A 13576-nucleotide genomic window follows, 5' to 3' on the forward strand; every position below is an offset into this window, starting at 1 on the left:
AAAGGAGTTAGACATGTTTAAAACAATTAAAGCTTTTTTAGGTATTTTACAGACGAAGATAGGTATTGTATTTGCTATACTTGTACCTTTATTATTTACTGTTATATGGATGACTGGATATAACGGTGCAACAGATAGAGTGGATCAATTAAACGTGGGTATTGTTAATGAAGATGGCCAAGCTGGGGAGAACATTTCTGCTTCCATAGCGAAAGGTGTTCCTTTTACAACGGAGAATTACGCTTCCCTTTCTAAAGCAAAGGAAGATATGGACGCTGGAAAATTAGTAATGATTATTGAATTTCCAACCAATTTCGCAAGTAACATTGGAAGTCATAGCGAAACTTCTATTAATTATTACGTAAACAAAGCAAATTCTGAGGTAGCCGTTTCCATAGCGGAATCTGCTGCTGAGCAAATTACGGCAACTGTCAATAAACAAGTGGTTCAAGATAACCATCAGGATTTAGTAACAACTAATTTGGAAGAAGTGAATGGTGTAGACAATTTTGCTATTACCATGTTACCAATGGTGTTAGGCTTTGTTACTTACATTGGTGTTATGACTATGAATATTCAGTTTAATTTATCCTCTCAATTTCTGAAGAAAAGCTTTTCAAAGTGGGATATTTTTTGGGCAAGACAAATTTTAATGCTCATTATTGCAGTTGTTGGTTCCTTTATTGTAACTAATATTGCGTTATTATTTGTAGATCCTATGGCATCTTATTTAGAAATGTGGGGCTTTCACATTCTAGTTTATATCGCTAGCATGTGTGTTACACAAATGGCATTTGCCTTATTTGGTGGTGTTGGAGCTCTCTTTAACGTTGCGTTAATTCCATTCCAACTTATGACGGCTGGTAATATTATCCCATCCGAAATGTTAACACCTTTTTATCGCCATATTGGTAGTTTCCTACCTGCTTCAAATGCAATTCAAGGATATATGCGTTTAATTAACAGTGGTTCCACTATCTCTACTTATATTATCCATTTACTATTAATTGCTGCTGTTACGTGGGGAATTACTGTTTTAAGAACTGCTTTAACTAAGCCAGCTGTTAAAATGGCTACTAATCCAGTTGCGCATTAATTTATATTAATAATTCACTATACCATACAAAAAAGCTATCTAATTTCGTCTTTTCCAGACTAACATTAGATAGCTCTATTTATTTAAATCTTAAAGAATCCAATCTTATCTTTCATTTCATTTGTCATCTCACCTAAACTTACGGCAGCTCCACTAACTTCCATAGTAGAAGAGGACATTTCCTCAGATGAAGCAGAAATTTCTTCTGCTGATGCCGCTACATCCTCTGAAATAGCTGCAATGTTCTCTAACTCATCTAGAATAATATCTTTGTCTTTTTGAACTAGAGCAGAAACTTCTTTTGATTTCATCATCTTTGGAATCATGCCTTCAACTGCTGTAATAATCTCTTGGAACGATTCAATCGTGAGGTGTAATTGATTCTTCTGGTGTATTAATTCTTTATTCACTTCTTCTGTAGAACCAACCATCTTCCCTGTATCAACCGTTATTCCTTTAATCACGGCGTCAATCTGTTTAGATGATTCACTACTTTTTTCAGCTAGTACTCTTATTTCATTTGCCACAACAGAAAAACCTTTACCTGCTTCACCAGCTCTTGCTGCTTCAATGGCCGCATTTAATGCTAATAGATTAGTTTGATCTGCAATGGAATGAATCATCCCTGTCATTTTCTGTATGGAAGTAATATTATCTTCTACAGAATGAACTCGATTAATAAGACCCATAAATGTCTTATTTAATGTATCAAAAGATTGAATCATATTTTCCATTTCTGTACTATTATTATTTGCTTTGCTCATGATGGTAGTAGCGGAATCATTTATGCCTGTAATAGAGTCGTCCATCCCATCTAAATCACTTGCAAAACGATTGATTATCCCCTTAATATCACTAAGCTTTTCGTGCTGATTAGAAGCACCATCTGCAACATCAGCGATAGCAGATGCAACATTTTCAGAGGTTGTACTAATCTCTTGAGAGAATGTCGATAAGTTTCTTGCATGATTATCAATATTTTCCGCATTTTTTTGAAAATTACCAATAACATCTGTTAATTTATTCTGCATATCAAAAAGAGACTTCCCAATATCTCCAAGTTCATCTTTTCTATTTAATTCCTTTTCGGTAAACTCGTTAATTAAATGCCCTTGTGCAATCGACTCTGCTATATAGCTGTATTTCTTCGCAGTTTTACCCATTCTTGAAGCATAGAATACAATAAAGGCAGAAAGAATTACTGTTGCGATTATCACAGCGATAATAAACTGAGTTAATAAATGATCTAGACTAGCAAGTAAATGATCCTCACTTACAGAAATTGCTATTTTCCATTCTGTATCTGGAATGGTGTCGTAATAAAATAGATACTTATCATTCTCTATACTATAATCTAGTTCGCCTCTTTCTGATTCAAGAAACTCACTTGAAACAGTAGAAAAAGGAGATTTGTCTTTATCAGATATATTGGTAGTTGTTAATAAATCATTATCTACTCCAGCTAGATATATTCCATCTGATTCAACTAGAATAGCTTGACCATTATAATCGATTTTTAAGTCTTTAATAAAGTTTTGAATACTACTAATATCCATATCTACTGTAACTACACCTTGTAGTGCATTGTTAGGTTGTTTGAATGGGTAAGCAGCTGTAACCATTGCTACATTAGTAGATGGATCTACATATGCCTTCGTCCATCCACCATTTTCTTGTTTACCAACTGTGTACCATTCTGTAGACCAAATATCGATATTACCTGTTGTATAAGAGTCATCTGCTTTAATACTAGTACCTTCTCGATAAGCATATGGTGCATACTTCTCTTTTCCTGAAAATGTATTCTTATCAAACCAAACTCCCATACCAAAAGTCTGCTGATTCAATCCGATGTAATTTATGAGCATCTCATCATAATTATTTTCTGATAATAAATCCCCATTTACTTCAATTGTTTTAGCAAACGTTCTGGCAGATTCTTTCTCCATAGTTAACAGTCTACTAATACTTTCTGTTGTTTCCTTTAATTTTGTACCCATTTGTTCATCCAGTTGTTTGACAATTATATTTTTAGCAAACGAATAGCCAATAGTAGATATAATAACTAGTACAACTAATACAATCGGAATAATTAAAGAAATCATAGATGCTGCGATGCCTTTTTTTCCATTGCGTAATTTTCTCATATTATCCCTCCAAATATAAACCTATAAACACTATATCGGTAGGAATAACAACTATTTTAATAGCTGCTTATTGGGAAACTTTTACTGGTCAGCTTTGGTACATATAGCGCGAGAAAAACGGAGCGACATAAACTAAATAATATAAAAGCAAACCAAACTCCATGATTATGATAAATTGGTGGCAGTAGCCAAATTGCAACTAAATAAAAAAGAAGCGCTAAAAAGATGGTATTTCTTACTGGTGATATGGTAGTTGCCCCTGAAAAAATACCTTCTAGCATTAAGCCTACAAAACCTGTCAACGGATAAATAATCATCCAGAATAGATAGCTTTCGGTTGTTTGTTGTATGCCTATTAGATCTGTAAATAGTGGGACTATTGCCTTTCCGAATAGAAGCATCATGAGAGCAAGAACACCAGCACTCAAAATTCCCCACTTGGCTGATAATTGTAATGTGCGAATATATTCTAATCTATTTCCTTTCCCAATTGCCTTTCCAATAAAAATACTAGATGCATTAGCAAAGCCGCCAATTAAATAAGCAATCATATAATGTATTTGCAATAAAATAGCATTAGCTGCTAACGCTTCCTCCCCCATTCTTGCACCACTAGCTGTAAAAATGCCTGTCATAATAAGTAAACAAACCGTTCGAAGTAAGTGGTCTCTATTCACAATAAGCATTTCTCTAAATTTATCTGATTGGAGTAATTTATCTTTTGAGATTAGCAAGCTTGATTTGGTTGTTCGTAAGATAATCCAACCACCAAGTGCAACAGCAAAAACTTCTCCAATTACTGTAGCAAGTGCTACTCCTTGTACCCCCATATCCAATAGAAAAACAAAGACAAGGTCAAGCACAATATTAATAATATTCATTCCAATTTGAGTAGCTAAGGATAATTTTACTTTTCCCATCCCCATTAACCAACCTATCATGACATAGCTAGTTAATAAAAATGGTGCTCCCCAAATACGAATAGAAAAATACATAGCTGCATTCTCTAAGACTGCTGGTGTTCCTCCGAAAACTAGAAGAGATGCAGAAAGAATTGGTTGTTGAAATAGGACAAATAATATACCGAATAACCAAGCAATTAATAAAGGGCGAATGAAAGCAGCTTTCAATTCATCCTCATCCTTTGCACCAAATGCTTGAGCAGTAAAGCCACTTGTACTCACTCGTAAGAAACCAAATAACCAGTACATCGTATTAAAGATGACTGCCCCAATAGCCACTCCACCTATAGCTGCTGCATCTGATAATCTACCTACCACTGCTGTATCGACTGCACCTAATAAGGGCGTAGATATACCCGCAATAATGAGGGGAAAGGAAAGAGAAAGATATTGTTTATTGCTTATTAATTGATCTTTTTTTCGTGCATGTATCACTCTTTTATTCATTCGTATCTCCTTATTAATACCATAAATCGTAATTATTCTTATTTAATATACTAATAATCATTCCATGCGTCAATTACAATCTGTCACTTCAGTTTATATGTCTGTATTGGCATCTTTTTGACTAAAAAAAGATAGATCTAGAAGTCCATCAATGGTCCTTACTAGTTCTATCTTTTTACCCAACTTTCCTATTTTATTCTCCTTTTAACGCTTCCTCCACAAATTCATTGGTAATTACTTTAGATGTATCCATTTCTTTTGCCACACCACCTACAGAATAAAGGAAATCCGCTTGCTCTTGGTGAGCCTTTGCAAATTCTGGTGTAGTCGGACTCAAGCGATTATCTGTTTTCTCGAGCACTGTTTTGATTATTTCCACATCCACTTTTTGTGTGCTAGCAATATCCTGTGCAACTTCCTCCGTATGATTAATGAAATATTGTCTCGCTTCTTCATAAGTCTTTAAAAATAATACTGTTAAATCAGGATGTTCTTGAGTAAAATTAGTTCCTGCGATAAGAAAACTTGGTGTAAGAATATTTAAATCTGCACCAGAAACTAGAATATTTGCCCCTGTTTGGAAAACTGCTGTTGTAACATATGGCTCCCAAGTAGACCATGCATCAATAGATCCATTATCCAAGGCTGGTCTTGCTTCATCTGGTTGAAGTTGAATAATATCAATATCTTTATCTGTCAGAGCGGCTCGATCTAGCACGAAATACAAAAAGTTATATGCACTGCTTCCTTTGGCTACACCTATCTTTTTCCCTTTTAAGTCACCTATTTCTTTAATAGCACTATCTTTAGGAATGACTATTGCATTTCCCGTTTTTCCATCACTAGTAACCGCGATAGCTTTAAAGTCAATATTTGCTGCCTGACCAGCTATGAGAGGAGTTCCACCAGTTGCTCCAAAGTCAAGTCTTCCTGCAGATAATGCCTCAAAATGTGGAGGACCACTGGCAAATTCACTCCACTCCACCTTTACACCTACTTTTTCAAATGCCTTTTCAAAATACTGATGTTCCCTTGCGTATGGCAATACCCCTGTTTTACCTTGTACACCTATTCGAACAACCACTTCCTTTTCTGCTGAATCTGAATTCACACTATTTGAGCTACAAGCACTTAAGAATACGGACAAGACTATCATTAATAGAGAACTAATAGACCAGAATTTTTTCTTCATCATTTCTCCCACCTTTAAATATATTTAACACATTTGAATAGTCGGATTTAATAGATACCTTAACTACCCTTTAAAATTATCTTGCCACTTTAACAACCTTCTTTCAAAAAACCGGACAAAAGAGTCTGACACTTTCCCAAATGCTGCAAAGATGATAATCCCTACAAAAACAATAGATGTTTGCGAAAATTGTCTTGCATCCATTATTAAATATCCGATTCCCTCACTTGACCCCATTAATTCAGCAGCAACAAGTCCTAGCCATGCAGCACCTAAAGATAAGCGAATACCTAATAAGATATTTGGGAGAGCTGCAGGAAGAATTAGCAAAGTGATTTGCTTCCACTTGTTAAATTGTAAAACCTTTGCTACAGCATACAACTTAGAATCTACTCCTCTTATCCCCAAAAATGTATTAACATAGAGAGGAAAAAATGCTCCTTTAGCAATCAATAGTATCTTAGACATCTCACCAAAACCAAACCAAAGGATAAATAATGGAATGACCGCTAAATGAGGAATGGTACGTACCATCTGCAGTGTGGGATCCAATGTCTGTTCTACATTATTATTAAAGCCAACAAGTAATCCTAAAAATAAACCGAGCACCCCACCAAGTAAGAATCCCAACATGGCTCGATATAGGCTAATTTCTAAATGGCCAAGTAAATTCCCGGTTAGGACTAAATCTATGAAACTAGCAAAAATAGTACTAGGCCGTGGCAATAAGATATCGGAGACTAATCCAAATATGCCTGACAGTTCCCATAAAACCAAAATAATTACTGGAAATAGGAAGCCTTTTAGTACTTTTATTAGCTGCTTCTTCTCTTTATTTCTTTTCTCTTTTTTCACTTGATTAGTAGTCAGTGTTTCTATTGCAGTTGAACTTTGGTTTTCCAATGCAATTCCCCCTTAAATACCGGCACTATTGGTATATTCTAGTTCATCAACTTTTTCAAATTCATTTAATACCAATGTTCTTAATTCCTGAAAGGACGATGTTGTTTTTTTCCGCGGAAACGGTAGGTCAATAGGAATAATCTTTTGAATAGAACCTGGTTTAGCACTCATAATTACTACTTTATCCGCTAAATAGATGGCTTCATCAATATCATGTGTAACAAAAATCATGGATGTCTTCTCTTTTTCCCATATATTTAGAAGTGCTTCTTGCATATGGGACCTAGTAAAAGCATCTAATGCTCCAAACGGCTCATCTAACAGAAGAATTTTCGGCTTTCGTAACAGCGCTCTAGCTATCGCAACCCTTTGTGCCATTCCACCTGATAGCTCTTTAGGAAAAGCTCTATCATATCCATCTAATCTGACCAGTTTAATCAGTTTTTCAACATGCTGTTTTACTTCAGGATTCTTTAATGACAGATTTCCTGCAATATTTTTTTCCACTGTATGCCACGGAAAAAGCCTCGGTTCTTGAAAAATGAATCCTCGATTGCTCCCTGTACCAGTTACCCTTTCTCCTTCCAGTAGAATTTCTCCGTTGTACTCATTATCTAAGCCAGCTACTGCTTTTAATAACGTACTTTTTCCGCATCCACTCGGCCCAATAATAGTGACAAATTCTCCTGCCTTTACTTTTAAATGAATATCATTTAGAACATGATTTTTCTCTTTCCCTTTTTTAAAGTGTTTATCAAGTTTTTTAATTTCTAAAAGAGTCATGCAAAATCCTCCTTGCTAATATTGTTCCATCTATTCACGGGTCTTTTTAGACCTAAATTTTCTCTTAATGTACCTCCTGTATATTCTTGGCGGAAAAGCCCTCTATTCTGGAGTTCTGGTATAACTAAATCTACAAATTCGTCTAAACCATTTGGTAAGAAAGGAGGCATGATATTAAATCCATCTGCAGCTCCTTGTTCAAACCACTCTTGTAACTGATCTGCAATTTGAATTGGAGTACCGTTAATTTCTCTATGACCTCTTGCACCTGCAACACGCTGATATAATTGTCGAATGGTTAGATTTTCTCGATCACCTAAATCCTTAATCAACTGAAATCTTGTTTTAGCCCCATTAATATCGTGGATATCAGGTAAATCAGGCAAAGGCTTATCTACTGGATATGATGATAGATCATAGCTAATTAAAGAGGATAAGAGCTCTACTCCTATTCGTTCTGGTATTAATTCTACTAAATACTCTTTCTTCTCTCTTGCTTCTTTCTCGGTAGAACCAATAACTGGGAAGACGCCAGGCATTACTTTTAATGACGATTCATGTCTTGCATATTTCGATAGCCTTCCTTTTACATCTTGATAAAATCCTTTAGCCTCTTCTATCGTTTGCCATGCAGTGAAAATAACTTCTGCTGTTTTGGCAGCTAATTCTTTACCTGCTTCTGAAGATCCAGCCTGGATAATAACTGGATACCCTTGGATAGGACGAGAAATATTTAAAGGTCCTTTAACAGAAAACCATTCTCCCTTATGATTAATCGGATGAACAAGATTTGGTTGCGCATATCTTGCATTCTTCTTATCTACTAGCACAGCTCCATCTTCCCAGCTGTCCCAAAGCTTCATCGCTACTTCTACAAATTCCTCTGCTCGTTCATATCTGGACTGATGGAATAAATGATTCTCCTTGCTGAAGTTTAGTGCTTCTGCTTCATTTGATGATGTTACTACATTCCATCCAGCTCTTCCACCACTCAAATGATCAATGGTTGCAAATTTTCTAGCAAGATGAAAAGGTTCATTATAAGTGGTCGAGGCAGTTGCCACTAAACCGATATTCTGTGTCACAACAGATAAAGCAGACAAAAGCGTTACAGGATCTGGCCTTACATTTACAGTCTGTTCAATCCCAATGCCATTTCGGTCATGTACAGCGTAACTATCAGCGAAAAAAATCATATCAAATTTCCCTCGTTCTGCTGTTTCCGCAAGTTTTTTATATAAATCAAATGAAAGTACGCTTTCACTGTGACTCTCTGGATGTCGCCATGCAGCAACATGATGCCCTGGAATCATAAAAAATGCCCCTAAGTTCATTTGTCTCCCACTATTCTTACTCATCCTTTTTTCCTCCTTTTAGCTGCATTTTTTTGGTAAAAATCGCCTGATAAAATGAGCGATAATTTGCAAGCAGTCTTACCTTCGTTTCATCACTTAATGTAAAACTATTGTTGTCTAATCGTGTTATCTCCTGATCCACTGCATACACCCCCTTGATAATATGGTCAGCTCCTAGTGCAGATACTAATGGTTTTAATCCAAAATCGATGGCTAATAGATGTCCAAAAGATCCTCCTATCATTAGCGGCCATACTACCTTATTCTCTAATCCCTTTTGAGGAAGTAAATCTAGGAATGTTTTCAGAACTCCAGAATACGTCGCCTTAAATACAGGTGAATAAAGAATCACCCCATCCGCTTCCTGCACTTTTTTTGTTGTATCTTTAATTATTTCACTAAGAAAGTTTGCATGTATTAAATCTTCTGCAGGCAATTCATAGACTCTTATTATTTCAAATGAAACGTGATCCTTTTCTAACTGTTGAATGGTATAATCCACCAATCCATTTAAACGAGACTTATTATTAGGTGCCCCTACTATTAACATTACTTTGCCCAACTTGCATCTCCTCCTTCTTACTCATTCCTCTATTTAGCTGATTTTGGGTGGAAGTCATTTGCAACCATTTCACCTACTATAGAATTTACTTTTGCATGTCTTTCTAAATCTAGGTGCGGAAATAACAGTTCGGCAACACGGTAGGACTCCTCTAAGTGCGGATACCCGGATAGTATGAAGGTTTCAATTCCCAATTCCTCATATTCTTTCATTCGCCTTGCAACTGTTTCAGGATCACCAACTAAGGCAGTTCCTGCACCACCTCTCACTAAGCCAATCCCAGCCCAAAGATTAGGACTTATTTCTAGCTGTTCCTTTCTCCCCCTATGCAAATTGGCCATTCTTTTTTGTCCTTCAGAATCATACCGGGCAAATACTTTTTGTGATGCTTCAATTAAATCATCATCTATATACTTAATTAAATCATCTGCTGCTTTCCAAGCTTCTTCTTCCGTTTCTCTGACAATAACATGGAGCCGTATTCCGAATCGGATCGTTCTGCCTTGTTTTTCAGCTAACTTCCTCACGTATTCAATTTTTTCTTTCACTTTATCCGGAGTTTCTCCCCACGTTAAGTAAACATCTACATGTTTTGCTGCAACTTCCTGACCAACCTGGGATGAACCACCAAAGTATAGTGGTGGATATGGTTTTTGCAAGGCAGAGAATAAAAGTTTGCCTCCATCTATATGTAGGTAGTCACCTTCATAATTGGATTCCCCATGCTCTAACAACTCGCGCCATACTGTTAAAAATTCATCTGTTAATTCATATCTTTCATGATGCTTAAGCTGCAATCCATCTCCAGCAAGTTCAACCGGATCTCCACCTGTTACCACATTTATTAAGATACGACCATTGGATAACCGATCAAATGTAGAGGTCATTCTAGCTGCCTGTGTAGGTGACATAATTCCTGGTCTGACCGCTACTAAAAATTTCATCTGATTGGTTGCTTCAATCAAAGAGGAAGCAACAATCCATGCATCTTCACAAGACTGTCCAGTAGGAAGTAATGCTCCTTCATATCCTAAACTATCTACAGCTTGAGCTACTTGTTTTAAATACGGATAATTCACCTCTCTTCCACCTGTCGTTACTCCTAAATATCTTGAATCACCATGTGTTGGTATGAACCAGAATACTTTCATTTCTCTCTCCCCTTTTTAAAAAAAATATATATAAAGGAGGCTCCCTATTAAGCATTCACATTGCTTAATAAGGAGCCTCCAGTTTTCTAGTCAGCTATTTAAATCAATATTTGATTGGTTATTTTTAATTGATCCTATTTTAGATAGTGTAAATATAATCGCAGCAATCCAAATGATTGCAATCCCTGCATAAATATATGGATATACATTAGCTTGATTTAGCCAGGAAGTTAATAAAGTTCGGGCATTTACAAGAATGATAAACCCTCCCACCAATACTCCCATCAATTGCGGGTGAATCTTCTGTACAAGCCAAGCTGCAATTGGTGCAGCAATTAAACCGCCAAGCATTAACGCCCCTACCCATAGCCAGTTAACTTGTTCCCAACCTAACGATATGAAAAAACCAAGTGTAGCGGATACTGCTATTGCAAATTCGCTTGTATCAACAGTTCCAACCACTTTTCTTGAGCTAATTCCTTTTTTTGATAACAGAACTGGTGTAGCAATTGGTCCCCATCCCCCTCCGCCTGTTGCATCCGCAAATCCTGCAATTAGACCTAATGGAATAGCCTGTTTTTTGCTTAAGTCCAATTGCTTTCTTTCTTCGCTTGGACGGAATTTTACTAAAAAGCGAAGTAGTACATAGACTCCTAGGAGTAATAAGAATAAAGAAATATACGGCTTAGCTAGATCTCCAGGCAAATTACTCAGAAATGTAGCACCAGCAAATGCTCCGATAGAACCTGGGATAATAAGACGATATACTGTCTGTTTATCAACATTCCCAAACTTAATATGTGATGCTCCAGATGCTGCTGTTGTTACGACCTCCGCTAAATGAACAGAAGCAGAGGCAACTGCAGGTGATATGCTAAATGCCAGCAATAGAGATGTAGATGTGACACCATATGCCATTCCAAGTGCGCCATCTATTAATTGTGCTAAAAGACCAATAACTGCAAAAACAAATAATTTCTTCATACTACACTCCCTTTTTGTAAAATAATAACTTACTAGCTTTTATTTCATTTTTCACTTTCCATTCAAACTGATCAAAATCACAAGGTAAATAAAAAAGGCATAACCACAGTGGTTATGCCTTCGGTTTTCCGATCAGCTAATTGGATTGATTTAATTATCAAAATTATATAACTCATTATTCCTACCTGTCAACTTGTATTTTCGATTTATTTTTATGTCTCTTCTTTAACTGGAATAGGCATTACTGCATTAGATTGATCTACATAAATAAATCCATCGTAACGCCTGGAAATTTTCGATGGAACATAATTTCCATAATGTTCGAGTGCTGGTTCATAAATGACCCCTACAGCCCGATGACCGATTAACCGGTCAAATAGGTGACGATTCTCTTCAGTAAATGTTATATATTTATTATAAGCACCAGCACGGTGTAAATGCTCTTCCCAACTATTCCTTTGAGCAGCTGGAATATCCATGATTCTATAAGGAGCTCCCCATTTTTCTGCTGCAATAACAGTACCTGTATATGTTCCAAAACCGATAGCATACACATTGTGTTCTCCAAACTTTTCTCTTGTTATCTGTCCAACATTTATTAAACCCTCCTCTTCCATACTTGTAGCTCGGGCATCTCCGATATGAGTATTATGTTCCCAAACAATACCACGTGCCTTTTCTCCGTATAAATTACTTATTATTTCTAGTGTTTCCACCATATGATGGTCTCTTATATTCCATGATTTGCTGTCATCTGTGATCATTGCTTCATAATAGGCTTCTGCATTTTTTGATACTAGACTGTTGATTTGCAGGTTTAGGTAGGCCTCCGTATTATCTTGTTCTGTGTAAAGTTTTCTATTGGATAGAATGGATTGTAAAAGCTGGATTACTTCTTCTCTACAGCTTTCTCCTAAAAAGGCTGCAGACATGCCATATTGTTCAGGCCTTTTATTATAAGGGTGAAAGCAAGTGATTGCTTGCATTGCTTTTTCAAGATCTGGGGAATGGATATTTTTCAAATAGCGAACGATTTCTTCCATAGATTCCCATAAACTATATACATCTATTCCATAAAATCCAACCTTCTCTTCTTCCTTTTTTTCTCGGTTATATTCTTTGATCCATTCAATAAGAGGAGTTATTTCTTCATTCGCCCACATCCAGGTAGGCCATCTGTGAAATTGAGACAGTACTTCCCTAGCATCTGTATAATTGGAATAACCTTTTACATACTGATTCACTTCATAGCAGGATGGCCAGTCTCCTTCCACTGCTATAAAGGAATAACCATGTTCTTTAATTAGCTTTTTACTGATATCTGCACGGATAGTATAAAATTCTGATGTTCCATGGGTAGCTTCTCCAAGGAGCACGTATTTTGCTTTACTTGCCTTTAGGATTAAGTCGTTTAAATCTTCTATCTTCCTTATTTGTCGACTATATTGTTGTATATTTTTAATATCCTCACTAGTTTTTATGAACATCTTTTAAATTGCACTTCCTTTTTATTTCTAAAGCTTTATAAAATCTGTATTCTTAATGATTTTAGCTTGTTCATAAATTAGCCAGGTATACTATGTTTCATTCTGAAAACGATAAAATAAAGGATCATAATCAATATACAGAAGGAGGTATTTACGATGGTAAGAGATAATGCGCATGTTAACCCAAATCCTCATATGGACGGATCAAAAGAGGGCGTAATAAAAGATATGGATGGAGATCAAATGGGAATAAGTGCAGACACAAGTATGGATAAAAACCCGTTTCATGTTACTAAATTAAAACAAGACCCGGAATTAAAAACATTCTCTGATGTGTTTAAGAAGGATCGTTAGCAGAGAGAAAAGACCCGCAGTCCTTGAAAGTGAACTGCCCCCTGTCAAGTAGACAGTGGAAATAATAAAATTGATTTAAGCGGCTTTAACTCTATATTCCATAGGGCTAAGGCCGTTTAGTCGTTTTTGGTATCTTTCATGATTATAAAAATG

Annotated in this window: 13 protein-coding genes; 2 read left to right on the top strand and 11 right to left on the bottom strand. The window is 36.1% G+C overall.

The features are described from left to right. Window positions 1-13: 13 nt before the first annotated feature. Window positions 14-1096, top strand: coding sequence for a YhgE/Pip domain-containing protein (locus tag F9279_RS19125; protein ID WP_152115895.1), 1083 nt, complete (start codon window positions 14-16; stop codon window positions 1094-1096). Between the two features lie 83 nt (window positions 1097-1179). Here F9279_RS19125 and F9279_RS19130 read toward each other — a convergent pair whose 3' ends face one another. The 10 genes from F9279_RS19130 to F9279_RS19175 all read right to left on the bottom strand — a co-directional run bounded on the left by F9279_RS19130 (window position 1180) and on the right by F9279_RS19175 (window position 13069). Beyond that, a complete protein-coding gene (locus F9279_RS19130; RefSeq protein ID WP_152115896.1) occupies window positions 1180-3243 on the bottom strand; it encodes a methyl-accepting chemotaxis protein in 2064 nt (687 codons plus the stop codon). A 56-nt stretch (window positions 3244-3299) separates the two neighbouring features. Further along, window positions 3300-4652, bottom strand: coding sequence for an MATE family efflux transporter (locus tag F9279_RS19135; protein ID WP_226793708.1), 1353 nt, complete (start codon window positions 4650-4652; stop codon window positions 3300-3302). A 193-nt stretch (window positions 4653-4845) separates the two neighbouring features. Beyond that, entirely contained in the window at window positions 4846-5844 is a 999-nt protein-coding gene (locus F9279_RS19140) for an aliphatic sulfonate ABC transporter substrate-binding protein (RefSeq protein WP_152115911.1), read from the bottom strand. A gap of 63 nt (window positions 5845-5907) precedes the next feature. Beyond that, window positions 5908-6699, bottom strand: a complete 792-nt coding sequence (locus tag F9279_RS19145; RefSeq protein ID WP_413463231.1) for an ABC transporter permease — start codon at window positions 6697-6699, stop codon at window positions 5908-5910. Window positions 6700-6759: 60 nt separating this feature from the next. Further along, a complete protein-coding gene (locus F9279_RS19150; protein WP_152115898.1) occupies window positions 6760-7530 on the bottom strand; it encodes an ABC transporter ATP-binding protein in 771 nt (256 codons plus the stop codon). After that, window positions 7527-8888, bottom strand: a complete 1362-nt coding sequence (locus tag F9279_RS19155) for an LLM class flavin-dependent oxidoreductase (RefSeq protein WP_152115899.1) — start codon at window positions 8886-8888, stop codon at window positions 7527-7529. Before F9279_RS19155 ends, F9279_RS19150 begins: the two co-directional genes overlap by 4 nt. Then, window positions 8881-9447, bottom strand: a complete 567-nt coding sequence (ssuE, locus tag F9279_RS19160) for an NADPH-dependent FMN reductase (protein ID WP_152115900.1) — start codon at window positions 9445-9447, stop codon at window positions 8881-8883. Before ssuE ends, F9279_RS19155 begins: the two co-directional genes overlap by 8 nt. Window positions 9448-9476: 29 nt before the next feature. Further along, window positions 9477-10598, bottom strand: a complete 1122-nt coding sequence (ssuD, locus tag F9279_RS19165) for an FMNH2-dependent alkanesulfonate monooxygenase (protein ID WP_152115901.1) — start codon at window positions 10596-10598, stop codon at window positions 9477-9479. 90 nt (window positions 10599-10688) lie between these two features. Further along, window positions 10689-11582 (bottom strand): sulfite exporter TauE/SafE family protein, encoded by an 894-nt coding sequence (locus tag F9279_RS19170; protein ID WP_152115902.1) that lies wholly within the window; start codon window positions 11580-11582, stop codon window positions 10689-10691. Between the two features lie 212 nt (window positions 11583-11794). Then, on the bottom strand, window positions 11795-13069 hold the full coding sequence (locus F9279_RS19175; protein ID WP_152115903.1) for an erythromycin esterase family protein: 1275 nt from the start codon (window positions 13067-13069) through the stop codon (window positions 11795-11797). A gap of 156 nt (window positions 13070-13225) precedes the next feature. Between F9279_RS19175 and F9279_RS19180 the strand changes: the two genes are divergently transcribed. After that, the gene (locus tag F9279_RS19180; protein WP_152115904.1) at window positions 13226-13423 is read left to right on the top strand and encodes a hypothetical protein; all 198 of its coding nucleotides are present in this window, start codon (window positions 13226-13228) and stop codon (window positions 13421-13423) included. Window positions 13424-13498: 75 nt separating this feature from the next. Here F9279_RS19180 and F9279_RS26330 read toward each other — a convergent pair. Further along, the coding region (locus F9279_RS26330) for an IS3 family transposase (RefSeq protein WP_413463203.1) at window positions 13499-13576 on the bottom strand (78 nt) is incomplete at its 5' end.

Origin of the sequence: Bacillus sp. B1-b2, assembly GCF_009183415.1 — a bacterium.
Classification (GTDB): Bacteria; Bacillota; Bacilli; order Bacillales; family Cytobacillaceae; genus Niallia.